Annotated in this window: 20 protein-coding genes; 8 read left to right on the top strand and 12 right to left on the bottom strand. The window is 71.8% G+C overall.

Annotation, left to right across the window (positions count from 1 at the left end):
- Positions 1–60 precede the first annotated feature (60 nt).
- The 5 genes from ACG00Y_RS10140 to ACG00Y_RS10120 form a co-directional block, all read right to left on the bottom strand.
- The gene (locus ACG00Y_RS10140; RefSeq protein WP_394478402.1) at positions 61–645 is read right to left on the bottom strand and encodes an ankyrin repeat domain-containing protein; all 585 of its coding nucleotides are present in this window, start codon (positions 643–645) and stop codon (positions 61–63) included.
- Positions 642–1655: a hypothetical protein gene (locus tag ACG00Y_RS10135; RefSeq protein WP_394478400.1), complete on the bottom strand. Its 1014-nt coding sequence runs from the start codon at positions 1653–1655 to the stop codon at positions 642–644. Before ACG00Y_RS10135 ends, ACG00Y_RS10140 begins: the two co-directional genes overlap by 4 nt.
- Positions 1652–2179 carry a (2Fe-2S)-binding protein gene (locus ACG00Y_RS10130; protein WP_394478398.1) on the bottom strand — a complete coding sequence of 176 codons (528 nt, stop codon included), beginning with the start codon at positions 2177–2179 and terminating at the stop codon, positions 1652–1654. Before ACG00Y_RS10130 ends, ACG00Y_RS10135 begins: the two co-directional genes overlap by 4 nt.
- Positions 2176–4998, bottom strand: a complete 2823-nt coding sequence (locus ACG00Y_RS10125; RefSeq protein WP_394478396.1) for a xanthine dehydrogenase family protein molybdopterin-binding subunit — start codon at positions 4996–4998, stop codon at positions 2176–2178. Before ACG00Y_RS10125 ends, ACG00Y_RS10130 begins: the two co-directional genes overlap by 4 nt.
- Before the next feature lie 109 nt (positions 4999–5107).
- The gene (locus ACG00Y_RS10120; RefSeq protein WP_394478394.1) at positions 5108–5692 is read right to left on the bottom strand and encodes a cold shock domain-containing protein; all 585 of its coding nucleotides are present in this window, start codon (positions 5690–5692) and stop codon (positions 5108–5110) included.
- A 165-nt stretch (positions 5693–5857) separates the two neighbouring features.
- Between ACG00Y_RS10120 and ACG00Y_RS10115 the strand changes: the two genes are divergently transcribed.
- The gene (locus ACG00Y_RS10115; protein WP_394478392.1) at positions 5858–6682 is read left to right on the top strand and encodes an alpha/beta hydrolase; all 825 of its coding nucleotides are present in this window, start codon (positions 5858–5860) and stop codon (positions 6680–6682) included.
- On the opposite strand, the gene ACG00Y_RS10110 is transcribed toward ACG00Y_RS10115, so the two are convergent.
- From ACG00Y_RS10110 to ACG00Y_RS10090, 5 genes are all read right to left on the bottom strand, one after another.
- Positions 6669–9746 (bottom strand): ligand-binding sensor domain-containing diguanylate cyclase, encoded by a 3078-nt coding sequence (locus ACG00Y_RS10110; protein WP_394478390.1) that lies wholly within the window; start codon positions 9744–9746, stop codon positions 6669–6671. The two genes, ACG00Y_RS10115 and ACG00Y_RS10110, sit on opposite strands and share 14 nt — an antisense overlap.
- A gap of 218 nt (positions 9747–9964) precedes the next feature.
- Entirely contained in the window at positions 9965–10648 is a 684-nt protein-coding gene (locus ACG00Y_RS10105; RefSeq protein ID WP_394478388.1) for an ABC transporter ATP-binding protein, read from the bottom strand.
- 4 nt (positions 10649–10652) lie between these two features.
- Entirely contained in the window at positions 10653–11915 is a 1263-nt protein-coding gene (locus tag ACG00Y_RS10100; RefSeq protein WP_394478387.1) for an efflux RND transporter periplasmic adaptor subunit, read from the bottom strand.
- Entirely contained in the window at positions 11912–14389 is a 2478-nt protein-coding gene (locus ACG00Y_RS10095; protein ID WP_394478385.1) for an ABC transporter permease, read from the bottom strand. The genes ACG00Y_RS10100 and ACG00Y_RS10095 overlap by 4 nt, the downstream gene beginning before the upstream one ends.
- A gap of 36 nt (positions 14390–14425) precedes the next feature.
- Positions 14426–16900, bottom strand: a complete 2475-nt coding sequence (locus ACG00Y_RS10090) for an FtsX-like permease family protein (RefSeq protein ID WP_394478383.1) — start codon at positions 16898–16900, stop codon at positions 14426–14428.
- A 153-nt stretch (positions 16901–17053) separates the two neighbouring features.
- Here ACG00Y_RS10090 and ACG00Y_RS10085 point away from each other — a divergent pair, with 153 nt between their 5' ends.
- The 4 genes from ACG00Y_RS10085 to ACG00Y_RS10070 all read left to right on the top strand — a co-directional run bounded on the left by ACG00Y_RS10085 (position 17054) and on the right by ACG00Y_RS10070 (position 20631).
- Positions 17054–18334, top strand: a complete 1281-nt coding sequence (locus ACG00Y_RS10085; RefSeq protein ID WP_394478381.1) for a sigma-54-dependent transcriptional regulator — start codon at positions 17054–17056, stop codon at positions 18332–18334.
- Positions 18324–19484, top strand: coding sequence for a sensor histidine kinase (locus ACG00Y_RS10080; RefSeq protein ID WP_394478379.1), 1161 nt, complete (start codon positions 18324–18326; stop codon positions 19482–19484). Before ACG00Y_RS10085 ends, ACG00Y_RS10080 begins: the two co-directional genes overlap by 11 nt.
- 101 nt (positions 19485–19585) lie before the next feature.
- Entirely contained in the window at positions 19586–20305 is a 720-nt protein-coding gene (locus tag ACG00Y_RS10075; protein WP_394478377.1) for a response regulator, read from the top strand.
- Positions 20302–20631 carry a hypothetical protein gene (locus ACG00Y_RS10070; RefSeq protein ID WP_394478375.1) on the top strand — a complete coding sequence of 110 codons (330 nt, stop codon included), beginning with the start codon at positions 20302–20304 and terminating at the stop codon, positions 20629–20631. The genes ACG00Y_RS10075 and ACG00Y_RS10070 overlap by 4 nt, the downstream gene beginning before the upstream one ends.
- Positions 20632–20649: 18 nt before the next feature.
- On the opposite strand, the gene ACG00Y_RS10065 is transcribed toward ACG00Y_RS10070, so the two are convergent.
- On the bottom strand, positions 20650–21669 hold the full coding sequence (locus ACG00Y_RS10065; RefSeq protein ID WP_394478373.1) for a hypothetical protein: 1020 nt from the start codon (positions 21667–21669) through the stop codon (positions 20650–20652).
- A 174-nt stretch (positions 21670–21843) separates the two neighbouring features.
- Here ACG00Y_RS10065 and ACG00Y_RS10060 point away from each other — a divergent pair, with 174 nt between their 5' ends.
- A complete protein-coding gene (locus ACG00Y_RS10060; RefSeq protein ID WP_394478372.1) occupies positions 21844–22620 on the top strand; it encodes a PEP-CTERM sorting domain-containing protein in 777 nt (258 codons plus the stop codon).
- Here the strand turns inward: ACG00Y_RS10060 and ACG00Y_RS10055 are convergent.
- Positions 22598–23941, bottom strand: a complete 1344-nt coding sequence (locus ACG00Y_RS10055; RefSeq protein WP_394478370.1) for an MFS transporter — start codon at positions 23939–23941, stop codon at positions 22598–22600. The genes ACG00Y_RS10060 and ACG00Y_RS10055 overlap by 23 nt on opposite strands.
- Here ACG00Y_RS10055 and ACG00Y_RS10050 point away from each other — a divergent pair.
- A complete protein-coding gene (locus tag ACG00Y_RS10050) occupies positions 23829–25097 on the top strand; it encodes a 6-carboxytetrahydropterin synthase (protein ID WP_394478368.1) in 1269 nt (422 codons plus the stop codon). The two genes, ACG00Y_RS10055 and ACG00Y_RS10050, sit on opposite strands and share 113 nt — an antisense overlap.
- Entirely contained in the window at positions 25094–25723 is a 630-nt protein-coding gene (gene queE, locus ACG00Y_RS10045) for a 7-carboxy-7-deazaguanine synthase (protein WP_394478366.1), read from the top strand. The genes ACG00Y_RS10050 and queE overlap by 4 nt, the downstream gene beginning before the upstream one ends.
- The last annotated feature ends 46 nt before the right edge of the window (positions 25724–25769 follow it).

Raw genomic sequence — 25769 nt, 5'->3', positions numbered from 1 at the left:
GCAACTCACATCCATTTGGAGTCGGGACGCCGCGCGATCAGTTTGCGCAGGTCGGCCAGTTCAGTTGAATTTCGCCAGTATTTCCGCACAGCGGGAACTGCCCCGGCGTAGCGCCAAGTCCAGCGGCGTGTCGCCAAACGAGCAACGCAACGACGTTTGCGCACCTGCGCCGAGCAAGAGTTGCAGCACCGGCACGCAATCGTCACTCTCCGCCGCGACGTGCAACGGCGTCTGCATCATGTCGTCGACCTCGTTAGGAGACGCGCCGGCGATCAGCAACCGTTGAACGACCTGCACGGTGCCGTGACGGACGGCGCCGTGCAACACCGGCTCTTCCTGTCCCGGTACGTGGAGCATGGCTCCGTGTTCGAGTAGCAGCCCGACCATCTCCTCGTACCCCAAGCTTGCCGCGTCCGACAGCGGCGTTGTACGGCATTCGTTCAAGGTGCTGACCGCTGCACCGCGAGCGATGAGCAACCGCACCGCGTCAAGCTGATTCTCGACCGCCAAGTAGTGGAGCGGCGTCTCGCCCAAGCCGGTCCGCTCGTTCATCAACTGCGGTTCGGCATTGAGGAGCGCCATAAGCGCTGACTGTGATTCAAAAGCTGCCGCGATCAGCCGGAGAGCAGGAACGGTCTCTGTCATTTCCTGGAACTGCCTTTCGGCCCATATTCCACCACCCTGCACCCCGCCCCCTTAGGGTCCTCGCAACACGCCGCCAGCTTCTTCAGGCTCTCGCTGAACTGCTCATCCCACTGCGCCTTGCTGTGCAGGTTGCCGGGGCTCATCCAGTGCGACTGCGGGAACTTCTTGGACCATTCGTCGCCACCCTCCTGGTGCCCGCGACCTGTGGACTGGTCCATGGCGACCTTGCAGGAGTTCATGTTGCCCATGCGGTGGCAGGCCGTGCAGGTGTTGCCGCGCGTGGTGATGCCGAAGGCGTGCAGCCGCGCCCAGGCGCGCTTGAAGTCTTCGCCGATGGCCTTGGGCTGGTAGTGGCCGAACGGGTCGCCGGGCAGCTGGGTCGTCTGCGCGATGTAGGGCGAGTACATGAAGGGTCCGCTGTCGTGGCAGTTGATGCAGGCCGGCTGGCTCCAGGCGACCTGGCGCGGCGTCTGCCAGACCTTGTCGGCCGGCAGCGCAGCCACGCCCGCCGGGCTGCGCGGCTGCGGCTTGCGGGTGAGCATGCTGGGCGAGGGCACCCAGCGTCCGTCGATGCCGCTGGCGGCCGTCAGCGGCGCCTTGGCCTTGGCGGTGAACCAGCAGGTCTTGCCGTCCTTCAGGCTGTGCGAGATGACGTTGATCTCGTCGAACAGCGCGCTGCCCGCTGCTCGTGCGACCTGCTTGCGGCAGATGGCGCTGATCTGCGCCGTCTTGTCGTCGCGCAGCACGAGGGCGCGGCTTCCGGGCACGCACTGGCCCTGGCTGCCGGCGTCGTGCTGGGGCAGCAGCGAGGGCTTGTCGCAGCGCGCGGGTGCCTTGTCGACCGGCACGGGCTTGCCGTCGACGGTGATGGGGATCTCCTCGCCGGCCATGCAGTTGAAGGCGGGGATCTCGCTGATCTGCGCGGCGCATTGGCGGCCGTATTCGAACAGCGTCTCTGCGTGGGCGGTGCCGGTGAGTGCCAGCGTTAGCAACAGGGCTTTCATCTTCATGCCGTCACCAGGCCCTTCTCCGCCAGCACGACGGCGCGGATGGCCTGGTGGTAGCGGGCGTAGCCGGTGCAGCGGCAGATGTGCTGGCCCACGGCGTCTTCGATCGCCGCGTCGAGTTGCTCGCGCTTGACGGGCTGGGCGCGCAGGCGGCCGAGCAGCATCTCGGTGGCCATGACGAAGCCGGGCGTGCAGTACCCGCACTGGAAGGCGAAATGGTCGAGGAAGGCTTGCTGGACTTTGCTGGGGTGCTCCATGCTGCCGGTGCCTTCCACCGTCGTGATGGACTGTCCTTGCAGCAGGGCCACCGGCGTGGAGCAGGCCAGCATGGGTTGCGCCTGGCTGCTGGGCGCGCGTCGGGCAGCGACGGTGCAGGCCTTGCAGACGCCGATGCCGCAGCACAGGCGGGTGCCGGAGAGGCCGAGTTCTTCGCGCAGGAAGTCGACGAGCGGCAGGTCGGTGGGGACGGTCTTGTTGACGGGTCGGCCGTTGACGTGGAACTGGACGGCGACGAGTTGTTGGCTCATGACAAGGCCTTTTCGATGTCTGCAGCGGTGATGGGCAACGCCCGGAATCGCCGGGCCGTGGCGTGCGCGATCGCGTTGCCGATGGCTGGCGCGATGGGGCACAGCACCGCCTCGGCAATGCCCTTGGCCGTCGGCTCGTCGGTTGGAAGCGTCGTGATGTTCAGGCGCGCCAACGGCACATCGCCACTCAACGCGACGTGATACCGGTCCAGGTTCCACCGCCCGTCGCCTGCACCGCCCGCCTCCAGGGGCAGGTTCTCCAGCAGCGCATAGCCAATGCCCATCGCCACCCCACCCTGGGCCTGGCCCAGCAGCAGGTCGCGCTGCAGCACCTTGCCGGCGTCCACCATCAACTCGACCGCGACGACACGCGGCTCAAAACTGCGAGGTCCGATCTCGACGGCGACCAAAACCCCAGACGGCGCATACAGGCTGCGGCCATACAGCCCCGCCTCCGGCTTCGGCGGCACCACGTCCTGCCTTAGTACCGGCGTCCATGTCGACGCCCCACCCGCCCGCAACGACAACCCATCGATCGGCAACTTCAGCGCCGACCCCGCCGGCACGGCATAGGTCGCCGACACCCAGGCAGCCTCGTACAGCCCATGCACCATCGCCGCCGCCGTCAGCCCGGCCTGCTGCACCTTGGCCGCCAGCGCCGCCAAAGGCAACGGCGCAAGACCTGGCGCCGTCAGCCGACCTGCCTCCCACTTCGTGCGCCCCTGCGCCTGCGCCAGCGGCACACCCCACAACAAGGCCGCCGCCGGCAGCAGCCCGGCCTCGAACAGCACGCGGCTGGCCTGCTCGGTCACATGCACCTGGTGGAAGGCGGTGAGACACGCGCTGCTGGACATGGCGAAGCTGGCCGTCCAGCGCGGGTCGGCCCAACTGCCTTTGGAGTCGCTGTGCAGGTCCAGCGCGTTGAAGCTGCCCACATCGCCCATGACCACGTCATGCGCGTTGTGGCCCAGCCAGCCGGCTGTGGAGATGGCCAGCGTCGTCGCCGAGCCATTGCCCATGTCGACGCAATTCGTTCGCACCGTCAGCCGCCCGTCCGTTGCCATGGCCACCTCGGCCATGACGCCGTCCTTGCCCGTGCCGTAGGCCTGGTTGGCGAGAGCGAAGCCCACGCCGTAGCGCACGCCCTCACGCGCCTTGCGGCGCTTCACCGCCTCGCGCTCACGCCACAGCGGATGGGCGCGCGCCAGGCGGCAGATCTCGTGCAGCCGCATCTGCTGCGCCAGCGGCGCGCCGGTGATGGTGCGGTCGCCCTCGCGCAGCGCGTTGATCTCGCGCAGCTCAATCGGGTCGCGCTTCAAAGCCACCGCCACCTCGTCCACCAGCGTCTCGACCGCAAAGCTCGCCTGCGGCCCGCCGAAGCCGCGCATGGAACCGGCCACGACGCCAGTGCTGGGCTGGGCGATGGCGTCGACGTAAGCCTGCTTGATGTCGTAGCCGCTCAGGCCGCAGTAGGCGGCCAGCATGGCGACGAACTGGCTGTAGTTGTTCTGCCCGCCCGAGGGCAGCACCTGCTGGCTGCCGAAGGCGAGGAACTTGCCGGTCTTGGCGTCGACCGCGATGCGCTGGGTGATGCGGCTGGCCAGCTGCTTGAGCCCGCCCTGGAACTGCTCGTAGCGGTCCTGCGCGATGCGCACCGGCCCATCGGCCAGCGCGGCCGTGACGGCCAGCAGCGACGGGAAGGGGGACACATCGCGCCCGCCAAAGCCGCCGCCGGGGTAGCAGGAGTTCAGCACCACGGTGCCGACCTTGATCGGGCAGTCCTTGCTGAACATCGCCCAGCTGTCCGTAGCGTCACCGTTGGTGGCCTGGGTGCCCAGCACGAGATTGAGCGTGCCAGCCCCCGAACGGTCCAGCCAGGCCAGGCCCGCCTCGGGCTCCATGAACATCGGGTCCAGCACCTGGGTGCTGTAGCTGCCGCCCATTTGCAGCACCTGCGGGTCGGTCGCCTGCAGCGCGTCGTTGATGCGCTGGCGCAGCGCTCGGGCCTGGCTGTTGACGGGCTGGTTGGCGGAGTCGGGCTGGTAGGGGTCGGACGCGTAGCCCACCTGCACCTGCGAAAACGGCGCTACCCCCGGCACGTCATAACGCGTCAAATAGTTGACCGGGCTGTAGGCCATGACCCAGGGCTGCTTCGGCGGCGGCGGCAACCCGCCGGTCTGCACGACGCCGGGCTGGAACTGCAGCGCGCGCTTGGCGCGGCGGTAGGCGTTGCTGTCGGCAAACACGAGGATGGCCACCGGCTGGCCGTAGAACTGCGGCGCCGTGCCCACCGGCACCAGCAGCTGGTAGACGCCGTCGGCACCCGCGCTGGAGAAGGGCAGGCTCAGGTTCAGCGAGGCCAAGTCGCGCTGCGGCCAGGTGAAGCCGGTCAGCGGCGCCTGCGTGATGGTCAGCAGCGGCACCGCGTCCACGCCGGCCAGCGCGCCGAGGTCCAGCCCGGTGAAGACCCGGCCCGGGTTGGTCGCGCGCAGGATCATCGCCATGCGCTCGGTGGCCGGCCAGCCCGGCATGTCGACGGCGCGGAAGTCGCGGGCGTAGATCTTCTGGCCCGTCACCTTGGCCAGCCCGTCGATGCGGAACCGCGCCTTGCCCGGGCCGCCGGACCAGTCGGGCGCGCCGGGCGGCGAGTGCGGTTGCACGGGCGAGCCCTCCGGCTGCGGGCGGGCGCCGGGCAGCCGGGCGGCGGACGGCCTGGCGGCCAGCGCCAGCTCGTGCACCAGCAGCGTCACCGCCGCCGCGCCGCTGCCGATGATGCGGCGGCGGGTCAGTTGAAATGGCCCGTTTGTGCTCTCCGACACACCTGTCTCCCGTCCCATGCAATGGGCGGCGAGTTTGTCACCGGAAGCTGGCGGCGGTCAGAGGATCAGCCCGATTTGCGCCAGGGTTTTCCGGCGGACCAGGCTGCTCTCAGCGCGCGCCCGGCCCCGTGCACCATTGCTGCTCGCAGGGCACGCCGTCGCTGTCGCTGTCCATTTTCGTGCCGGGGCAGTGGTTGATGAACCAGGTCGCCTCGGCGCAGGAGGTCATCTGCGTGCACTGCGTGCGGCCGTCGCAGCGGTGCGCGGTCGAGGCCGGCATCGCGTCGGGCGCGGCGACGGCGGGTGGCTGGCTCTCAAGCTGCAGCCGATGGCTGCGCGCATGAAAGGTTTCGTAGCCCCATCTGCCCGCGACGAGGAGCAGCACCAGCGTGGCCCCCCGCCATAGCCACGTCGACAGGCCTGAACCGGTGCGGGCACGAGTGGCCTTGCCGGACGGCCGGCGCGGCGGTGGGGCATCAGCGCCCACCGCCGTTCGAACGACATTCACCGCCTGCGGCCTGCCGTCCTTGCCGCGGCCGAGCTCGAAGGTGAGCGTCTCGCCGACGATGGGCCTCGAGCCGTCTCGCGGCAGGGCGCTGATGTGCACGAACAGCTCGGCGCCGCCCTGCGCCGGCGCGATGAAGCCGAAGCCACGCTCCTCGTTCCACGAGCGCAGGATGCCGGACGATCTCATGCGGTCTCCCTGACCTTGGATGTTTTGGTCGATAGATGATGCCCGGTCTTGCTGCGCCCGGTGGGTGGCTTTCCGAAGTCATGGCCGCCGGCTTCCGGGTCGCTGCAGGACTAGAACCACGCATGACGAGCGACAGGGCGCGCCCGGCCGGATAGCCTGCACGGCATGCAACGCCGCCTCATCCTCACCCTGCCCCTTGCCGTCACGCTGCCCGCCCGAGCCACGCCCTCGACCGCGCTGTCCAGCGTGCAGGTGCTGGCGCCGCCGCTTGCCATGCCGGGCCTGACGCGCAGCCGCACGCTGCGCCTGTGCCTGCCGCCCAGCTACGCCAGCGAACCGCAGCGGCGCCACCCCGTCATCTACATGCACGACGGCCAGAACCTGTTCGACGCGGCGACGGGCTATGCGGGCGAATGGGGCGTGGACGAGACGATGGCCCAGCTGGCCAAGGAGACCGGCTTCGAGGCCCTCGTCGTCGGCATCGACAACGGCGGCGAGAAGCGCAACACCGAGATGGCGCCCTACGACCACGCGCAGCTCGGCAAGGCCGAGGGCGCGGCCTACCTCGACTTCATCACCAGGACGGTCAAGCCCTTCATCGACGCCGGCTGGCGCACGAAACCCGAGCGTGAGCACACGGCGCTGATCGGCAGCTCGCTGGGTGGCCTCATCAGCCATGCGGCCCTGCTGTGGCATGGCGACGTGTTCAGCCGCTATGGCCTGTTCAGCCCGTCGTACTGGGCCGCGCCGCAGCTGTTCGAGGCCACGGCCAGGGCGCCGCTGCCGGCGGGAACGCGGGTGCAGCTCTACTGCGGCAACCGTGAAGGCGGGAGCATGGCGGGGCAGACGCGCCACATGCACCGGCAGTTCGCGCGGCAGCTGCGGCGGGAGGACCTGAACCTGCACATCGCCGCCGACGCCGAGCACAACGAGGCCGCCTGGCGGGCAGCGCTGCCTGCGGCGTTGCGCTTCCTGTTCAGGCTGGACTGAGCACGTCGTCGTCCGCGCTGCGGGCCATGTCCAGCCGCGTCTCGCGCTGCCAGGCCTCCAGCCCCAGGGGCGTCTCGCGCGGCGGCAGGCCGTGGCTGCGCAGCGCGCCCACGTAGCCGTCGCGGCCTTGCGCCTTGGCGGCATACAGCGCCGAGTCCGCCAGCGCCAGGCAGGCGCGCCAGTCCCACAGGCGCGGGTGGCGCGGGTCCAGCGGGAAGGCGCAGAAGCCGATGGACAGGGTGACCTGCACGGTCTGGCCCGGGCCGATGTCGAACGGCCGGTCGCGCACGGCGGCGCAGACGCGTGCGGCCAGCTCGGGGGCGTCGCGGCGCTCGGTCTCACGGGCCAGCACCAGCACCTCCTCGCCGCCCCAGCGCACCAGCGAATCCGTCTCGCGGAAGACGCCGCGCAGCCGCTCGGCCAGCTGAACCAGCACCGCATCGCCGGCCGCGTGGCCGTGCAGGTCGTTGACGCGCTTGAAGTGGTCCAGGTCCAGCAGCATCAGCAGCAGGTCGGCGTCCGGGCCGGGGCCCTTGGCATCGGTCGTCTCGAAGCGGCGCAGGCACAGCGCCAGGTCGTCGTCCAGGCGCAGCTCCAGGTGGCGGCGGTTGCCCAGACCAGTCAGCGCGTCGGTGACGCTTAGCTCACGCAGCTCCGCCGTGCGCTCGTCCACCAGCGCCTCCAGCTCGGCCTCGCGCCGGCGGAGCTGGCGGGTGCGCCAGCGCGTCCAGCCCCAGATGCCAGCCAGCACCGCCATCAGGCCGCCGGCGCGCGCCAGGTTGGTCTCCCACCAGGCCGGCTGCAGCGTGATGGGCAGAGCCAGCACCTCGTCGCCCCACAACGCCTGGTGGGCCGTGGCGCGCACCTGCAGCGTGTAGTGGCCGGGCTTGAGCGGGCCGAAGCTGGGGTTGCGGCCGGTGGCGTCCACGCGCGTCCAGCCCTCGTCCAGGCCCTCCAGCCGGTATTCGTAGCGCAGGCGGGTGGGGTCGGCATAGTCCAGCGCCGCGAACTCGACGGACAGCGTGCGCTTGTCCGGCGGCAGCGTCAGCGCCTCGGCCGGCGTGCGTGGCGGCGCCCAGGGCTGGCCGTTCACGCGCAGGCCGCTGATGACCAGCGGCGGGTTGCCGGCGTCGGCCTGCCAGGCCTGGGGCTGCACGCGCAGCAGGCCGCGGCTGCCGCCGAACAGCAGGCCGCCGCCAGGCAGCTCGGTGCTGGCGAAGAACCAGAAGCTGCCAAAGTTGGCGCCCTCGGCGGCGCCGAAGCTGTCCAGCCGGTCGGCCTTGGGGTCGTAGACGTTGAGCTGGCTCCAGATGCGGCCCCGCGCGTCTTCGTGCAGGTGGCCGCCGAACACGCCCTCCACGCCGTGGCGCTCGCTGATGCCCTCGAAGCGCGCGCGGCCCTGGCTGTCCCAGCCCTTGAGGCGGTGCAGGCCGACGGCCGTCGTGTCCACCCAGAGCCGGCCGTCGCGCGTCCACAGCAAGGCCATGACGGCGGGGCTGCCCAGGCCTTCGCCGGGGGCTTGCGGCACGGTCTGCAGCGCGCCCCCGGCCTCTTGTTCGCGCAGCAGGCCTTGCTGGCCGCCGACCCACAAGCACCCGTCCGGCGCCTGGCGCAGCACATAGATGCCGCCGTGCAGCCTGGCGCCACCCGCCAGGTGCACGCGCTCCAGCGCCGGCGCGTCGACGCCAGCGAGGCGGTACAGCCCCTCCTGCATGCCGAGCCAGACGCTCCCGTCCGAGCGCAGCAGCAGTTGCTGGGCACGGCCGCCGTCCAGCGGCCAGTCGTGCAGCAGGCGGCCGTCTGCCGAGCGGTGCTCCAGGCGGCCGGCGGCGGCCATCCACAGGCTGCCGTCCGCCGCCTCGGCCAGGTTCTCGACCACGCTGCGCCGCTCGCGGGGCCAGGCGCCCAGCGTGGCCAGGTCGCGGCCGGGGCGGCCGTCCAGGCGCACCAGCTGGCCGGTCTGCGTGGCGCTGAGCACCTCGCCGTTCTTCAGCGCCAGCACGGCGCGCACATCGGCCTCGACGAGCGAGCTCGCGGGGTCGGCCACATCGGCATCCGGGCCGCGCACGGCCAGAGCTGGGTGGCTGAGGTGGCGCTGCAGGCCCAGGCCGTAGCCGCTGACCCACATCGCGCCGCTGCGGTCGCGCAACAGGCCGCTGATGTCGTTGCCGGCCAGGCCCAGCGCGCGGCGCGGGTCGTGGCGCAGGCGCGCCTCGACGACGCCGCTGGCCGCGTCCACCCAGTAGACGCCGTTCTTGCTGCCCACCCACAGCCGGCCGTCGGCGTCCTCCGCCAGCGCCTGCACGGGCATGCCCAGCGCCAGCACCCAGCGCACCCGGCCTTGCTCGACCACGCCCACGTGACCGCCTTGCGTGCCCAGCCACAGGCGCCCGCTGCGGTCCTGGGCCAGCGCGAGCACGGGCACGCCGTTCGGCAAGTCGGGCAAAGGGACGTCCTGCCAGCCGCCCTTCACGCGCCGCGCCAGGCCGCGCCAGTGGGCGGCCCAGACCGTGCCGTCGGCGCCCGCATGCAGGGCCAGCACGCGGTGCTCGGCCTCGCCCTGCCAGGTCAGCGTCTGCGGCTCGACCTTCTTGGTGCCGGGTTCGTAGCGGTACAGGCCGCGGCCGATGGTGCCCACCCAGACAGCGCCGTCGGGCGCCGCCGCCACGGCGCGGATGGGCGCCTGCGGTGCGCCGGCGGCATGGCGCTCGACGCGGTCCTGCGCAGGGTCGTAGGCCACCAGGCCCTGGAACTCGGTGCCTATCCACATGCGCCCATCGGCCGCCGGCGCCAGCGCCCGCACCCAGCCCAGGCTGCGCCGGGCCGCCGTGTCGCCGGCCAGCTCGACGGGCCGCAGCCGGTAGCCGTCGTAGCGCGTCAAGCCTTTGGCTGTGGCGACCCACATGAAGCCTGCCCGGTCCTGGGCGATCGACGGCACCGAGTTCTGCGGCACGGCGACACTGCGGAACTGCACCTCCAGCGGGCCGGCACCGGGCTCGGCCTGGGCCGCGCAGAAGGCAAAGGCGGCGAGCAGGCTGGCAAGACCACGAACTAGGGGGGACATGGGCGCGAATGCTAAGCGGCCGGTGTGGCTGGGGCTGGCGCCTGGGCGTCAGTCGTCCAACAGGCGGCTCAACTGGGGCCGCCGGTGCGGCATGAATTCACGCTGGGCGCGGATGCGTTCGGTCTCTTCATGGCGCGCGCAGGGCGTGCCGGCAGCGTTGCATCTATGAAGGAATGGCTCTTGGCGAGGCCCAGCCCCTCACAGATGAACGCGACCCTTCAAACCACCGCCGCCACCGCATCCACCACCACCCGCCCATCCAGCAGCCGCAACGTGCGCGACGCCTGCGCCGCATGTTCCAGCGAGTGGGTCACCATCACCAGCGTCGTGCCGTCCGCATTCAGCTCACGCAGGATGCGCATCACCTCGGCGCCATGGGCGCTGTCGAGATTCCCCGTCGGTTCGTCGGCGAGCAACAAGGCCGGCCGCGCCGCAATGGCGCGCGCAATGGCCACGCGCTGCTGCTGCCCGCCGCTCAGCTGGCTCGGCCGATGTGAAGCGCGATGCGACAAGCCCAGGCGCTCCATCACCTCCACCACACGCGCACGTCGCTCACGCGCCGGCAACTCGCCGTACTCCAGCGCCAGCCCGATGTTCTCCGCCACGTTCAGGTCGTCGATGAGGTTGAAGCTCTGGAAGACAAAGCCGATGCGGCCGCGCCGCAGCGTGTTGAGCTGCTTCTCGTTCCAGCCCGCCACGTTGTGGCCGTCGAACCAGTACTCGCCGCCGCTGGGCGCGTCCAGCAGGCCCAGGATGCCCAGCAGCGTGGACTTGCCGCAGCCCGAGGGGCCGGTGATGGCGAGGTACTCACCGGCCTCGATGTCGAGATCGATGTGGTCCAGCGCCGTGGTCTCGATGTCGCCGGTGTGGAAGGTCTTGGTGAGGTGCTTGAGCTTGAACATGGTGTCAATGCAGTTGGATTGAGGTGGCGCCGGTGAGAGCGCGGTAAGGGGAGACGACGACCTGCTCGCCGGGCCGCAGGCCGCCGAGCACTTCGACGACGCCATCGGCGCGGCGACCGAGCTTCAGTTCGCGGCGCTGGGCGTGGCGGCCGTCGGCGTCCAGCACGAAGGCCCAGGCGCCGCCGGTGTCGGCGTAGAAGCCGCGGTCGGGCAGCAGCAGCGCCTGGCTGGCCTCGCCGAGCGTCAGGCGCACGTCCAGGCCCTGGCCGACCTGCAGCGGCGGCGGGTCGGCGTCGAACACCAGCTCGGCAGAGAAGCGCCCGTCCTTGACTTGCGGGTCGATGCGGGCCACGTGCAGCGCGTGCTCGCGACCGCCGTGGGCCAGCGTGGCAGCCAGGCCCTCGCGCACGCGGCCGAGGTGGAACTCGTCCAGCCGCAGCTCCAGCTTGAAGCGGCCCAGGCTGTCCAGCCGGGCGATGCGCGTGCCGCTGCGCAGGCTCTCGCCGACCTGCAGCGTCAGGCCGGTCACGCGGCCGGCCACCGGCGCGCGCACGGCCAGGCCTTCGCTGGCGGTGCGCATGGCGGCCAGGCGCTGGTCGAGATCGGTCACGACACGCTGCATGGCCTGCACGGACTGTTCGCGCGTGCGCTGCTCCTCGCGCCCATCGGCCTGCAGCTGCGCGAACAGGCGCCGGGCCAGGGCCAGCTTGTCGGCCGAGTCCTCCAGCGCCGAGGGTGACAGGAAGCCCTGGGCGGCCAGGTCGACATTGCGTTGGTGCAGGCGGCCCAGGCGCTCCAGCTCGAACTCGCCTTGCGTCAGCTCGCGGCGCTGCGCGGCCTGTGCCTGGATCAGGCCGGCGCGGAAGGTGGCAAGGTTGGCCAGCTGCTGGGCGGCCTCGGCGGAGCGGGCAATCAATTCCTGCGCGCGCTGGCTGCTGCTGAGCACGACCAGCAGCTGGCCCGCCTCGACGCGCTCGCCGTCCTTGACCAACACCTGCTCGACGCGGCCTTCCTCGGAGGCGTCCAGCAGCACCGACTGCAGCGGCAAAGCGGTCGCGCGGCCGATGACGACGTCGCGGAAGGCGCCGGGCTTGGCCGCAGCGATCTCCACATCGGCGCGCGACACCGGCACGCCGCGCGGCCAATAGCGCACCAGCAGCAGGGCCGCAGCCAGCGCGGCCACGACGGCCAGCACGACCAGGCCATAGCGGCGCGGCAGCACCACGCGGCGGTCCATCGCGGCGCCGGACGTCAGCACAGCGCTCATCCTCTCAATGCCTGCAGAGGCCGCAACGCCAGCGCCGCATGCAGATGCCGAGCCACCGCCACGGCCGTGACGGCAGCCAGCAGCGCGACCGCCGCCAGCAACACCCACAGCGACCCCGGCCCCACCGGCGCGCGCTCGACAAAGCCGCCGAGGTAGAGCTGCGTGAGCCAGGCCGCCACCGGCAGCGCGACGACGCAGGCCGCCGCAAGCACGCCGGCAAACTCCTTCACCAGCAGCCCTGCCACGGCACTGGCCCCCGCCCCATGCAGCTTGCGCAACACGATCTCGCGCTCGCGGCGGCGCAGCGTGTAGGCGGCCAGCGCGTAGATGCCCACGGCCGCCAGCAGCAAGGCCAGCGCGCCGGTGACGGCGATGAGCGTGCCCAGGCGCGTGTCCTCCGCCATCGTGGTGGCCTGGTGCTCGCGCACCGACAGCACCTGCGCCTGCGCGGCGGGCAGCATCTGGTTGACGAGGGCGGCCAGCTTGCGGCGCGTCTCGGCGGGCTCGCGGCTGTGCACGCTGATGACGCCGCTGCCGTGCTCGGCCACGGGCATCAGCAGGTTGGGCGACTGCGGCAGGCGCGGGCGGTCGAAGCGCAGGTCGTCGACAACGGCGACGATGGTGACCGGCTGGCCGTTGCGGAAGTGCTTGTTCACGGCCACCGTCTGGCCGATGGCGGCTGCGGGGCTGGCAAAGCCCAGCGCCGTGACCGCGCTGCGGTCCAGCACCGCGCCGCCCTGCGCCGCCTCGGCGCGGTGGTCGGCCGTCAGCTGGCCGGCCAGCACGCGCACGCCGTAGAGCTGCAGCCAGCCCGGCGTGAACTCGAGGCCGACGCGCAGGTGGACGGGCTGGCCTTTGGCGCTGCGGAACTCGGAGAACCACTTGCTCCAGTCGCGGCCCGGCACATCGGGCGACACCGCCGCCGCGATGACCTCGGGCCAGCCGTGGATGCGCGCCAGCAGCGACTGCACCTGCGCGGGCAGCGCCTCGGGCGGCAGGTCCACGGCGAGGCGGTTGGCGATGTCGAAGCCGCGCGGCATGTCGGCCACGTGCTGCGTCTGCCAGCCCACGGTGAGGGCCAGCGCGGCGAACAGCGCGGCGGCACCGAACTGCACCGTCGTCATCACGCGGCGCAGCCAGCGGCTGGCCGCGCCCTCGCTGTGGCTGCGGCCGGCCAGCGATTCGGCGGGCCGCACGCGCAGCGCGATGCGCGTCAGCGGCAGCGCGCTCAAAGCCGCTATTGATGCGCACAACAACACGGTCAGCGCCACCATGACGGGCGACAACACCGGCGTCTCGAAGCTGTGCTGCATCAGCACCGACACGGCCGGCGTGGCCCACCAGGCCAGCAGCAGGCCCAGCACACCCGCCAGGCCGGCCACGGCGAGCGCCTCCACGAAGAACTGTGCAGCCAGCGCCCTCGCGCCCGCACCGAGCGACTTGCGCAGGCCGATCTCGCGCTGGCGCCTCAGCGTGCGCACGCTCCACAGGTTGATGAAGTTGATGATGGCCAGCGCCAGCACGCCGGCCGCTGCTGCAGCCAGGCTGCCCAGCCGCAGGCGGCGGTCCGGGCTGCCGGCGCCGTGCAGGCCGATGTCCAGCGCCGGCAGCGCGCGCAGATAGGCCCAGGCGCCGCCACCTTTCAGGAAGTCGGCCGGCATGCCCTCCGGCACCGGCTGTTTTTCGAACAGCCGCTGGGCGAGGTCGCCCACCTGCGTGGCCGTGGCGCCGGGCTTGAGGCGGGCGTAGAGGCGGCCGTTGCCCCAGCTCCACATCGAGTAGCTGCTGACGTAGCCCTTGGCGGCCGGCGCATTGAAGCCGGCGATGGCGTCGTAGATCAGCGTGGAGTTCAGGCTGGGCGAGGGGATGACGGCCATGACGGTCAGCGTGATCGTCTGCGTCTGCGCCCGGCCGGGCTCGCCCGCCGTGGTGGTGACCGCCATGGGCCGGCCGACGACGTTCGTCGTGCCGAAGAGCTTGTTCGCGCTCTGCTCGGTCAGCGCCACGCCGTCGGGCGAGCTGAGCGCCGCCCGCAGGTCGCCGGCGATGGGCTGGATGCCGAACAGCGCTTCGATGTCGGGGTCGGCCAGGATGGAGGCCAGCCGCGCATGGCGTTGCACGCCCTGCGCGTCGACCGCGCTCATCAGCAGCGGGAAGTAGATGACGCGGCTCATCTCGCTCACCGGCGCGCCGGTGTCGCGCAGCGCGAGGTTCAGTGGCGTGGTGGGCACGTCGCGGTACCACTCGCTGGTGGCACCGCCGGGCTGGCGCACCTTCCACTCGAAGGCGACCAGGCGCTCTGCCTCGGGCAGGTGGGCGTCGGGCCACAGCGTGTCGCGCAGGAAGCCGACGGTCAGCAACGTGAGCGCCAGGCCCAGCGCCAGGCCGGCGATGACGAGGGCGGCGGGGCCGGGCTCGGCGCGCAGCTGGCGCCAGGCGCCGCGCCAGGAGGTGGAGGAGGTGAGCAGGGTCATGGCCAGGGTTGGGAACAGGGGGAGTCGGCGCAACGCTCAGCCGCGCAGCGCTTGCAAGGGTCGGATGGCGAGTGCCGCGCGCAGGTGCCGGGCCACGGCCACCGCCGTGACCAACGCCAGCAGCGCCACGGACGCCAGCAACACCCACGCCGACCCCGGCCCCACGGGCGCGCGTTCGACGAAGTCCGCGAGGTAGCGCTGCGACAGCCAGGCCGCCACCGGCAGCGCGATCGCGCAGGCCACGGCCAGCACGCCGGCGAACTCGCGCACCAGCAGTCCCGCCACCGCACCGGCCCCGGCCCCATGAAGCTTGCGCAGCACGATCTCACGCTCGCGACGGCGCAGCGTGTAGGCGGCCAGCGCGTAGATGCCCACGGCCGCCAGGCCCAGCGCCAGCAGGCCGGCGATGGCGATCAGGCGGCCCAGCCGCGCATCGTCGGCCACCTTCTGCAGCAGCATGTCGCGCACCGGCAGTGCGTCGACGTGGACGTCCGGAAAGCGCTCGCGCACCAGCACCGCCAGCTTCGCGCGGGTGGCCTGCGAGTCGCGCGTGTGCACGCCGATGACGCCCGCGCCGCGCTCCACCACGGGCCGGATGGCGTGCGGCTGGGGTGGGCTGCGCGGGCCTTCCAGCCGGATGTCGTCGATGACCGCCACGACCGTGGCGGGCTGCCCGCCGTCGATGTTGGGCGCCGTGCCCAGCTGCTGGCCCACGGCGGCCTCGGGGCTGGCAAAGCCGAGCGCTTGAACGGCGCTGCGGTCCAGCACGACGGCGCGCTGCGCGGCCTCGGCCACATGGTCGGCCGACAGCCGGCCGGCAACGACGCGCATGCCGTACACCTGCAGATAGCCCGGCGTGAAGTCCACCCCGATGCGCAGGCTCGTCGACCTGCCGCCCACGCCGCGGAACTCGCCGTACCAGCTGGAGAAGTCGCGCCCCGGCACATCGTCGGCCGCGGCGACGGCAATGACCTCGGGCCAGCGGCGCACCTGCTCGACGAGGGCCATCGTCTGCGCGGGCTGGGCCAGCCAGGGCAGGTCCACGGCCACACGGTCCTCCACGTCGAAGCCGCGCGGCATGACGCCGGCATGCCGGGCCTGCCACAGCACCGTGAGCGCCAGCGACGCGAACACTGCAGCGGCGCTGAACTGCAGCGTCGTCATGAGCCGGCGCAGCCAGCGGCTGGCGGCGCCCTCGTTGTGGCTGCGACCGGCCAGTGACTCGGCCGGCCGCACACGCAGCGCGATGAGGGTCAGCGGCAGCGCGCTGACCGCGGCGATGGCCACGCACAGCAGCGCGGTCAGCGCCACCATGGCGGTGCTGAGCACCGGCGCGCTGAACTGGCGCTGCATCAGCACCTCGGCCCAGGGCGTGGCCCACCAGGCCAGCAGCAGGCCAGCCAGGCCGGCCAGGCCCGCGACGGCGACCGCCTCGACGAAGAACTGGGTGGCCAGCTGCCGGCCGTCTGCGCCCAGCGACTTGCGCAGGCCGATCTCGCGCTGGCGCTTGAGCGTGCGCACGCTCCACAGGTTGACGAAGTTGATGACGGCCAGCGCAAGCACCGCGGCGGCCGCCGCCGCGAGGCTGCCCAGCTGCAGCCGGCGCTGCGGGCTGCCCGCACCGTGCAGGCCGATGTCTGGCACCGGCAGCGCGCGCAGGTAGGCCGCCTTGCCGCCGCCCTTCAGGAAGTCGGAGGGGAAGCCGGGCGGCAGCGGTTGCTGGTCGGCCAGCCGCTGCGCCAGGCCGGTCAGCTGCTCGGGCGTGGCGCCGGGCTGCAGGCGGGCGAACAGGCGGCCGTTGGGCTGGTACCAGTGGTCCGAGATCTTCAGGTAGGCCTTGGCGGCCGGCGCGTGGAAGCCGGCGAGGGCATCGAACACCAGCGTGCCATTCAGGTTGGGGTTGGGCAGCACCGCCTTCACGGTCAGCGCGTACTGGCCGGCAGGCGAGCCGTCGGGCATCGGCGGCAGCGAGATCGTGAACGTGCGGCCCAGCGCGCTCTGGGTGCCGAACAGCCGCTCGGCCGCCTGCGCCGTCAGCGCGACGCCTTCGGGCGTCGACAGCGCCGCCGCGAAGTCGCCCGCCAAGGGGCGCATGCCAAACAGGGCTTGCACATCGGCATCGGCCAGCGCGATGTTCAGCCGCGCGCTGCGCTGCCCGCCTTGGTCATCTGCGGCCTGTGAGAGCAGCTGCGTTCCCAGCACGCGGCTCATGGCGCCGACCGGCGCGCCGGTGTCGCGCAGCCCCGCAGCCAGCGGTACCGAGGGCACGTCGCCGAACCACTCGGTGGTGATGCCGCCAGGGCCGCGCGCGCGGAACTCGAAGGTGACGAGCCGGTCGCGCTCGGGCAGGTCGCCGTCGGGCCACAGCGTGTCCTGCAGGAAGCTGGCCGTCAGCAGCGCGAGCGCCAGGCCCAGCGCCAGGCCGGCGATGACGAGGGCCGCCGGGCCTGGCTCGGCGCGCAGCTGTCGCCAGGCGCCGCGCCAGGGGGTGGAGGAGGTGAGCAGCGTCATGGCATCGCTTTCTGCAAGAGGCGGGCCAGACGGTTTCCCCCGGGAAAGGTGGCTCATCCACGCGAAGAACGTCCACTTGCGGACACCCGCACTGTCCGCTTCCGGACACCGCCTTGTCCGGGCGCAGGGGGGCGCTTAGAGTCGCGCCCTCTCATGATCCTCATCCTCGACGACGACCCCGACGTGGCCCTGGCAGCGCGGCTGGCACTGCGCAAGTTGGCGCCCGTGGCCGTGCGCCACTCGCCCGCCGAGCTGATGGCCGCGCTGGATGAGACCCGGCCCGACGTGCTGCTGCTGGACATGAACTTCGCCCCCGGCGCCAGCGATGGCGCGGCGGGGCTGGCGCTGCTGCGCGAGGTCGTCGAGCGCCGCGATACGCCGGCGGTCATTGTCATGACGGCCTATGCCGAGGTCGAGCTGGCCGTGCAGGCGCTGAAGGCCGGCGCGGTGGACTTCATCACCAAGCCCTGGGCGAACGAGCGGCTGCTCGCCTGCGTGCAGGCCGCGCTGGCACGGCGAGCACCGGCGCCTGCGGTGGGCGAGCTGCTGGGCGACTCGGCCGCGATGCAGTCGCTGCGCGCGCAGATCGCGCAAGTCGGCGCCAGCGAAGCCAGCGTGCTCATCCTTGGCGAGAACGGTGTGGGCAAGGAGCTGGTGGCGCGCGCGCTGCACCGCGCGTCGCCACGCGCGACCGGGCCGCTGCTGGCCGTGGACATGGGCTCGCTGCCCGAGTCGCTGGTGGAGAGCGAGCTGTTCGGCCACAAACGCGGCAGCTTCACCGATGCGCGCGAGTCGCGGCCCGGGCGCTTCGTCGCGGCGGCGGGCGGCACGCTGTTTCTCGACGAGATCGGCAACCTGCCGCTGGCGCAGCAGGCCAAGCTGCTGGCCGCGCTGGAGCGCCGCGAGGTGACGCCGCTGGGCAGCGACAAGCCGGTGCCGGTCGACGTGCGCGTGCTGGCCGCCACCAACGTGGCCGAGGCCGAGCTGTTCGACGCCAAGCGCTTCCGGCCCGACCTGCTCTACCGCCTGAACACCGTGGTGCTGCGCGTGCCGCCGCTGCGCGAGCGCGGCGCGGGTGACATCGCGCTGCTGCTGCGGCACTACCTGGCGCAGTTTGCGAAACGCGCGGCCGAGCTGACGCCCGATGCGCTGGCCAGGCTCACCGCCTACCGCTGGCCCGGCAACGTGCGCGAGCTGCGCCAGGCCTGCGAGCGCGCGTCGCTGCTGGCGCGCGGGCCGGTGTTCACGTTCGCGGACTTCGGCCTTCCGGAGGTGGCGCCCACCCTGGAACAAGGCCTGGACCTCGCCCAGCGCGAGCGCGAGGCCGTGCAGGCCGCGCTGGCCCAGGCCGACGGCAACATCAGCCAGGCCGCCAAGCTGCTGGGCGTCAGCCGCGCGGCGCTGTACCGCAAGCTGGACAAACATGGGCTTTGAGCGCTCCCGCGTCGTCGCCGCCGTGCTGGTGCTGACGGCGAGTTCGGCCGGTGCCGCCATGTCGCTCGATTCCCCACGCCTGCTGGTCGCCTGCGCGCTGGCCGGCCTCCTCGCCGCCGCCTTCGGCTGGGTCGCGCTGACCCGCCTCACCCACCGCCCCACGCCGCTGCCGCCGGAACCTCCGCCCGCACCCCGGCCCGACCTGGACGCCGCGCTGGAGCATGCGCCGCTGGCGCTGTGGCGCCTCACCGCCGGCAGCCCGCCGCTGGCGCTGAACGCCGCTGCCCGCCGCCTCATCGCCCCCGGCCGCGCCGTCGAGCCCGCCGCGCTGCTGGCGCTGCTGGACGCTGAACCCGGCCGGCGCGTCGTCACGCTGCCCACCGAGCATGGCCAGGAGCGCGCCGTGCTGGCCACCTCGGCGCTGACGGTGCAGGGCGAGGCCTGGCGGCTCGCCGCACTGGCGCCCATCGAGTCGGAGCTGGAGACCGAGACGCTCGTGGCCTGGCGCCAGCTGGTGCAGGTGCTGACGCACGAGATCATGAATTCACTGACGCCCATCGCGTCGCTGGCCGGCAGCGCGCCGGCCTTGCTGGAAGCGGGCGAGCACGAGGAGCTGCAGGCGGCGCTCGCGGCGCTGGCGCGGCGCGCGGCGCATCTGCAGGGCTTTGTCGAGCGCTACCGCAGCGTCAGCCAGCCACCCGCGCCGACGCTGGCCGACACGCCGCTCCTGCCGCTGCTGCAAGCCGTGCAGCGGCTGGTGGAACCGGCCTGGGAGGCTACGGGTGGCACGGTGACGCTGAGCGTGGAGCCCGAGACGCTGGCGCTGCGCACCGACGCGGCCCAGCTGGAGCAGGTGCTCATCAACCTGGCCCAGAACGCGCTGCAGGCCTGCGCCGGCCGGCCCGCGCCGAAGCTGAGCATCGACGCCCGCCTGAGCCGTGGCGCACGGCTGCGGCTGACGGTGGCCGACAACGGTCCGGGTGTGGCGCCGGGGCTGGAGCAGCGCATCTTCACGCCCTTCTTCACGACCCGCGAGGGCGGCAGCGGCGTGGGCCTGGCCGTCGTGCGCCAGCTCGTTCACGGCCTGGGCGGCACGGTACGCCACGCCAAGCGCCCCGGCGGCGGCGCCTGCTTTGTACTGACCTTCTGACGCAAAGCCGTCCAACCGCCGACAAATGCCGGCTTTCCTCGGTGGTGTGCCGTGGTGGCGGGTGTTAGGCTGCCGCCTGTTTCACGCCGGGGATGGAGTCGATGTTTCACGAGCTGCAGGAGTTGCTGGGCGCCTACCTGATGCCGGTGCTGTTCGCGATACCGGTCGCCATCGGTGTGCTGCTCGTCGCCATCTTCAAGCGTGACGACTACCGCCCGCCGAGCGACTACACGCCGCCGCAGCGCCCGCCCCAGGCCCGGCCCCGCACGACCCAAACGCCGGTCGTGCTGCCACCGCTTCCGGGCGGCGTGGGTGGCCCGTCCATGGCCAGTGCCTTCGTCACCGCGCCCACGCCGATGCAGCCGCCGTCGGCCGCGCCGGTCGTGCCCGAAGGCCCGCCTACCGTCCTCATCGCCGACGACTCGGCGGTGGTGCGCACCAAGCTCAAGCGCCTGCTCGAAGGCGCGGGCTTCACGGTCGTGCAGGTCAACGACGGCAACGAGGCCATGGCCGAGCTGGACGCCAAGCCCGAGATCGCCGTGCTGATCACCGACCTGGAAATGCCCAACAAGGACGGCTTCGAGCTGATCGCCGACGTGCACGGCAGCCTCACGACCGAGGACCTGCCCGTCATCGCCATCACCGGCCACGACGAGCTGCACGGCCGCGTGGGCCAGATCGAAGGCGTCTACGGCATCTTCAAGAAGCCCTGGAACGACCGCGAGCTGCTCAAGCGCGTGGAGTCGCTCGTTCACCTGCGCTCGGCCGCGTCGCGGCGCCAGCGGCGGGCGACGGATGCCAGGGTGCCGCCGGGCGCATGAGGGAAACGCCCTTCGGGTTTGAGTACAGCTGGGCCGACCTGCAACCCATCCGGGCACTCTCCGTCGTGGTGGTGGCCGGCCAGGTCATCGGCGCCCTGGGCGGTTGGGTCTACCCCAGGTTTCCCGACTGGTTCGAAAGCATGTGGTTCGGCTCGGCGCTGTCCACCTTCCCGTCCTTTGTCGTCGGTTTGGCGGTTCAAGCCCATGACAAGCCCGGCAGCCTGAGTGCCAACAAGGTGATGGTGCGCCGGTTCGCGCTTGTCGCGGCGCTCATGAGCTGCTTTGCCCTCGCCATGCCGTTCTTCGGTTTCGGCGAGGTGGAGTAGCCCGCAGCCCCTCTCAGATCAAGCCGGCCGGAAGCTCCATTTCAGCTTGATCTCCGCCTGGCCGGCGCCGGCGGGCAGCCGCGCCTGATCCTGGCCTTCCGAGGTGAGCTGCACCAGCCGCTGCTGCAGCCAGGCCTGCGCCTCCAGCCAGCGCAGGCCGAGGCGCCCCTCGTGGCGCTGCGGGCGGCGGTTGGTTTCCTCGCGGGTGCGCACGCCCTGAACGTCCTGCGGCACGGTCCCCAGCGCCGTCCACAGCCGGCCATTGCGGGTGTCCAGCACCGCCTGCAGCGTCGGGCAGGGCAGGTCGTCGCGGCGGGTCTCCTGGCCTTGTGAGGTTTCGGTGTACGAGACGACGCCCTGCACGTCGTTGAAGCGGCCCTGCACGCGGTCGTCCAGCTTCGCGGTGAGCTGCAGGCCGCAAGACATGACCCCGGTGAACAGCAGATAGGGCGTCGCCGGGCCGCTGTCCTCCGGCGCATCGACGCCCCCGCCGGCCTGGCGGCGCGCTTCGGCCTGACAGGCCGTGCGGGCCTTGCCGGCGGGTTGGCGTTCGCAGGCAGCAGCCGCGTTGCCGTAGGCCTGCAAACGGCCCTGGGCGGACGCGGGCATGGTAGCGGCCGTCAGCGCCGAGGCTTCGCGCATCAGGCATTCACGGTCCTGGCCGCAGCGGGCCATCAGCGCCTGCGCCTGGGCCTGCATCGCGGCCACGTCGGGCATGGGCACCACGGGCGCGGCGCTGGCCATGCGCTGGGCGGACTGGGCGGCCTGCAACTGGCGGCGGTGGTCGTCCGGGTCTAGCGGGTTGTAGGGAATCGGTGTGCCGTCGCTCTGCAGCAGCGCGCTGAGCTGCCAGCGCTGGCTGAGCTTCTGCTCGCCCCGGTCGGCGCCGGCCTGCACGGGGCCCTGGCGTTGCAGCTCGATATCGAGCACGAGGCGGCGTTGCTGCGCCTGCGCCTGGGCGCCGTCGGCCAGCAGGAAGAAGCCGGCCAGCGCGACCAGCAAGGTGAGCGGCGTGGTGCGGGGGTGGGGGGCGGTCATGGGCGTTGGGTGTTGCGTTGGGATGGCCGGCATCGTCGGCCGCCAGGCCCGGCGGCGCATCGCCCGTGAAGAGCCATGCGCGCGGGCCAGGGCCATGGCTCTTCACGGGCGATGTGTGACAGCGGGCCGCAAAAACACACTGCGGCCCGTTCGCAACCCCACCCACACATCGACATGAAACCGCTGCTGATCTCCCTGCTGCTGGCCTCCACCTCGCTGACCGCAACCGCGCGTCAACCCACCGGCACCACCGGCGTCTACGCCTCGGCCGGCGGCTCGACGACGGGTGGCCTCGGCCAGGCCGCTGCCGCCAACAGCTTTGCCAACGTGAACGTGAAGGCCGAAGCCAGTGCGTCGCTCATCGACGGCTCGCTGCACGCCCTTGCCTGGTCCAGCAACAACCCGACGCTGCCCAGGGGCTGCCGGCCGGACCTGCTGCACTGCAACTGGGGCACCAGCGCCGAGGTCTGGTACCACGACACGATCACGCTGGAGGGCGGCGCGGACATCGAGGGCATCGCCATTCCCTGGCACTGGTCCGTCAACGGCACGACGACGCGCGGCAAGTGGTGGAGCGGCGCGGCGGCCTACAGCTATTTCTACATCGGCACCAACCCAGAAGGCTGGCGCACGGCGACCTACCTCGATGTAAAGAACCAGTCGCGCGAGATCACCAACACCTTCCAGCTCCCCGGGCAGGGCGAGTCGCTGAAGCTCTACATCTACGCCTCGCTGACGACCTTCGCCGAAGGCGGCGCCGTGGCCGACTATTCGCACACCGGGCGCTTCAGCTGGGACCTGCCCGAAGGCCTCAGTTATGCCTCGGCCTCGGGCCGCTTCATGACGGCGCCGGTGCCCGAGCCGGCCAGCTATGCGCTGATGCTGGCCGGTCTGGCGGTGCTGCCGTGGGCAAGGCAGCGGCTGCGCCTCAGCGCAGCGCGCGCGGGCTGAGCGCCGACGCCGCTGCGGCCAGCGCGCAGGCCATCAGCAGCACAGGCAAGACCTGGCGCGTGGCGGGGTCGAACAGCAGGCCGGCGCAGGCCAGCGCGGCGCTGCTGACGAGGGCGTCGGCCAGTTGCAGCGCAGACGTGTTGCTGCCCTGCTCCTTGGGCGGCGACAGCTTGAGCAGCAGCACCGACAGCATCGGGAACGACAGCCCGATGCCCAGCCCCACGCCCACCCAGCCCAGCAGCACCAGCCCCGCCGGTAGCACCGCCGACAGCAGCGGCGCCATGACGACGGCCAGGCCGGCGGCGGCCAGCGCAAAGCCGGCTGGCAGCAGGCGGCGCCGCGCGGCCTCGCTGCGCACGCGGGCTTGCACGGCGCTGCCGATGCTCCAGGTCACCGCGCCGGCGCTGAGCGCGATGCCGGCCTGCGTCAGGCTCCAGCCGAAGTGGCCGGTCAACAGCAGCGGCAGGAAGGCCTCCGAGCTGGCGAAGGCCGCCGCGATCAGGCCGCGCAGCAGGATGACCGTGGGCAGGCCGCGCGCGGCCGTCAGCGTGCCCGCCGGCAGCAGGCGCCTGGCCGCGAAGCCCGCGCCTGCCAGCCCGGCGGCAAACAGCAGCCCGGCGCCGATGCCGGTCTGCTGGCTGGCGCCGTGCAAGGCCAATGCGCCCGCGCTGGCCAGCAGGGCCCAGCCCATGGCACCCCAGCGCAACACCTCGCCCGTCCCCGAGCCCACGCGCCTGAGGGCCGGCAGTATCAGCATCGCCGCCACCGGCACGGCGGCGGCCACGGCCAGGAAGACCGAGCGCCAGCCCAGGCCCTGCACGAGGAAGGAGGCCAGCGCCGGCCCGACCAGCCCCGGCACGACCCAGGCGCCGGCGAACAGCGCGAACAGCTTGGGGTGCAGCGCCTGCGGCACGACACGGCCGACGCCGACATAGAGCGTCACGCCCAGCACGCCGCTGCCCAGACCTTGCAGCGCGCGGCCCGCGACCAGCGCCGTCATCGAGGTGGCGAAGCCGGCCAGCAATAGTCCGGCGAGAAAGGCAGCCAGCCCCGCCAGCGCGGCGCTGTGGGGCCCGCGCTTGTCGCAGAGCTGGCCGGCGGCCGTCATGCCCAGCACCGAGGTCGCCAGCGTCGCGCCGAAGGCCAGCGCGTACAGCGGCAGGCCGTTGAGCGCGCCGGCCACGGCGGGCATGGCGGTGGCGACGGCGATGGACTCGAAGGCCAGCATGGAGATCAGCGCCACGGCGCCGATGCAGGCAGCGCTGCGGCCGGGGGCGAAGAGCTTGTCGGGCGGGGCGGTCACGGGGTCAGAAAGAATCATGGCGTGCAGCCTAAAAGCTCAAGCCCACTTCAAGTCAAGCGGTGAGGGGACAATCGGGAGCATGTCAGTTTCGGTCCTCCACTGCGCCTCCGCCGGCTTCGAGTCGGCCTGCCGCATTCCCGCATTGCCCCCCTTGCACCGCAGCCACGGCCTGCACGGCCACAGCTATTTCGCCACCGTGCGTGCGGCGCTGCCCGCCGGCTGGGCCGCTTTTCCCGGTGGCGAGGTCGAGGCGCTGCGGGCGCGCATCGGCGAGGTCGCCGCGCCGCTGGACCATGCGCTGCTGAACGACCACCTCAGCGAGCCCACCGACGAGAACCTCGCCCGCTGGGTGCGCACGCGCCTGGCCGTGCCGGGCATCGTGCAGGTCGGCGTGCAGAGCACCGCGCACAGCGGCGTGGACCTGGACGGCGCGGGCCACGCCCATGTGTGGCGCCGCTACCGCTTCCAGGCTGCGCACCAGCTGCCCAACGTGCCGGCCGGCCACCAGTGCGGCCGCATGCACGGCCATGGCTTCGAGGTCATCCTGCATGCCAACACCGACCTCGGCGAGCGCGACCTCGCCATCGACTACGACCACCTCGACGAGGTATGGGCACCGCTGCACTTCGCGCTGAACTACCGCTGCCTGAACGACATCGCCGGCCTGCAGAACCCCACCAGCGAGAACATCTCGGCCTGGCTGTGGGACCGGCTGAAGCCCGTGCTGCCCGAGCTGAGCTGGGTGACCGTCTACGAGACCGGCTCCAGCGGCGCCAACTTCAACGGCCAGAGCTACCGCATCTGGAAGGAAATGACGCTGGACAGTGCCGTTAGGCTGAAGCACGCGCCCGGCGGCCATCCGCTGGCCGGCACGCATGGCCACACGTTCACGCTGCGCCTGCACCTGGCCGCGCCGCTGGACCAGGTGATGGGCTGGACGGTGGACTTCGGCGATGTGAAGAGCTTGTTCAATCCCATCTTCAAGCGGCTGGACCATCACCCGCTGTACGAGATTGCGGGGCTGCCCGATGGCGATGCGGCGAGCATTGCCGCGTGGGTGCTGCGCGAGGGTGGCGGCGTGCTGCCGCAGATCGACCGCGTGGACCTGTACGAGACGCGCGGCTCGGGGGCGATCGTCAGCCGGGCTGACTCCGAAGAGTTGATTCCGGTATGACGTATTCAGTCAAAGAGCTGTTCTACACGCTGCAGGGCGAAGGCGCCCAGGCCGGCCGCGCGGCGGTGTTCTGCCGCTTTGCCGGCTGCAACCTCTGGACCGGCCGTGAGCAGGACCGCGCGACGGCCGTCTGCACGTTTTGCGACACGGATTTCATCGGCACGGACGGCGAGGGCGGCGGCAAGTTTGCGACGGCCGATGCGCTGGCAGATGCGATTGCCAAGGCTTGGCCAGGCGGGGGCAAACCGTATGTCGTGTGCACCGGCGGCGAGCCGCTGCTGCAGTTGGACACCCCGCTGATCGACGCCTTGCACGCGCGCGGCTTCGAGATCGCGGTCGAGACCAACGGCACGCAACCGGCGCCCCCGGGGTTGGACTGGATCTGCGTCAGCCCCAAGGCCGACGCGCCGCTGGTGCTGACCTCGGGCCATGAGCTGAAGCTCGTCTACCCGCAGCCGCTGGCACAGCCCGAACGCTTCGCTGGACTCGACTTCCAGAACTTCTTCCTGCAGCCGATGGACTCGGTGCTGCAGCGCGAACACACCAAGGCGGCGGTGGCCTACTGCATGGCGCATCCGCAGTGGCGGTTGTCGGTGCAGATGCACAAGGTGGTGGGCATCGCCTGAATGCGAAAAGGGCTGGTTACCCAGCCCTTTCGCTTGAACCCGCTTG

Source organism: Pelomonas parva (genome assembly GCF_043555835.1).
In the GTDB taxonomy this organism is placed as follows: Bacteria; Pseudomonadota; Gammaproteobacteria; order Burkholderiales; family Burkholderiaceae_C; genus Pelomonas; species Pelomonas parva.
Note: the sequence above shows the minus strand (reverse complement) of the source record. Positions and strands in the feature narration are given on the sequence as shown.

Coding starts and splice junctions, on each gene's coding strand:
- ACG00Y_RS10140 (WP_394478402.1), bottom strand. CDS start 645: ATGACAGAGACCGTTCCTGCTCTCCGGCTGATCGCGGCAGCTTTTGAA.
- ACG00Y_RS10135 (WP_394478400.1), bottom strand. CDS start 1,655: ATGAAGATGAAAGCCCTGTTGCTAACGCTGGCACTCACCGGCACCGCC.
- ACG00Y_RS10130 (WP_394478398.1), bottom strand. CDS start 2,179: ATGAGCCAACAACTCGTCGCCGTCCAGTTCCACGTCAACGGCCGACCC.
- ACG00Y_RS10120 (WP_394478394.1), bottom strand. CDS start 5,692: ATGAGATCGTCCGGCATCCTGCGCTCGTGGAACGAGGAGCGTGGCTTC.
- ACG00Y_RS10115 (WP_394478392.1), top strand. CDS start 5,858: ATGCAACGCCGCCTCATCCTCACCCTGCCCCTTGCCGTCACGCTGCCC.
- ACG00Y_RS10110 (WP_394478390.1), bottom strand. CDS start 9,746: ATGTCCCCCCTAGTTCGTGGTCTTGCCAGCCTGCTCGCCGCCTTTGCC.
- ACG00Y_RS10105 (WP_394478388.1), bottom strand. CDS start 10,648: ATGTTCAAGCTCAAGCACCTCACCAAGACCTTCCACACCGGCGACATC.
- ACG00Y_RS10100 (WP_394478387.1), bottom strand. CDS start 11,915: ATGAGCGCTGTGCTGACGTCCGGCGCCGCGATGGACCGCCGCGTGGTG.
- ACG00Y_RS10095 (WP_394478385.1), bottom strand. CDS start 14,389: ATGACCCTGCTCACCTCCTCCACCTCCTGGCGCGGCGCCTGGCGCCAG.
- ACG00Y_RS10090 (WP_394478383.1), bottom strand. CDS start 16,900: ATGACGCTGCTCACCTCCTCCACCCCCTGGCGCGGCGCCTGGCGACAG.
- ACG00Y_RS10085 (WP_394478381.1), top strand. CDS start 17,054: ATGATCCTCATCCTCGACGACGACCCCGACGTGGCCCTGGCAGCGCGG.
- ACG00Y_RS10080 (WP_394478379.1), top strand. CDS start 18,324: ATGGGCTTTGAGCGCTCCCGCGTCGTCGCCGCCGTGCTGGTGCTGACG.
- ACG00Y_RS10075 (WP_394478377.1), top strand. CDS start 19,586: ATGTTTCACGAGCTGCAGGAGTTGCTGGGCGCCTACCTGATGCCGGTG.
- ACG00Y_RS10070 (WP_394478375.1), top strand. CDS start 20,302: ATGAGGGAAACGCCCTTCGGGTTTGAGTACAGCTGGGCCGACCTGCAA.
- ACG00Y_RS10065 (WP_394478373.1), bottom strand. CDS start 21,669: ATGACCGCCCCCCACCCCCGCACCACGCCGCTCACCTTGCTGGTCGCG.
- ACG00Y_RS10060 (WP_394478372.1), top strand. CDS start 21,844: ATGAAACCGCTGCTGATCTCCCTGCTGCTGGCCTCCACCTCGCTGACC.
- ACG00Y_RS10050 (WP_394478368.1), top strand. CDS start 23,829: ATGGACTCGAAGGCCAGCATGGAGATCAGCGCCACGGCGCCGATGCAG.
- ACG00Y_RS10055 (WP_394478370.1), bottom strand. CDS start 23,941: ATGATTCTTTCTGACCCCGTGACCGCCCCGCCCGACAAGCTCTTCGCC.
- queE (WP_394478366.1), top strand. CDS start 25,094: ATGACGTATTCAGTCAAAGAGCTGTTCTACACGCTGCAGGGCGAAGGC.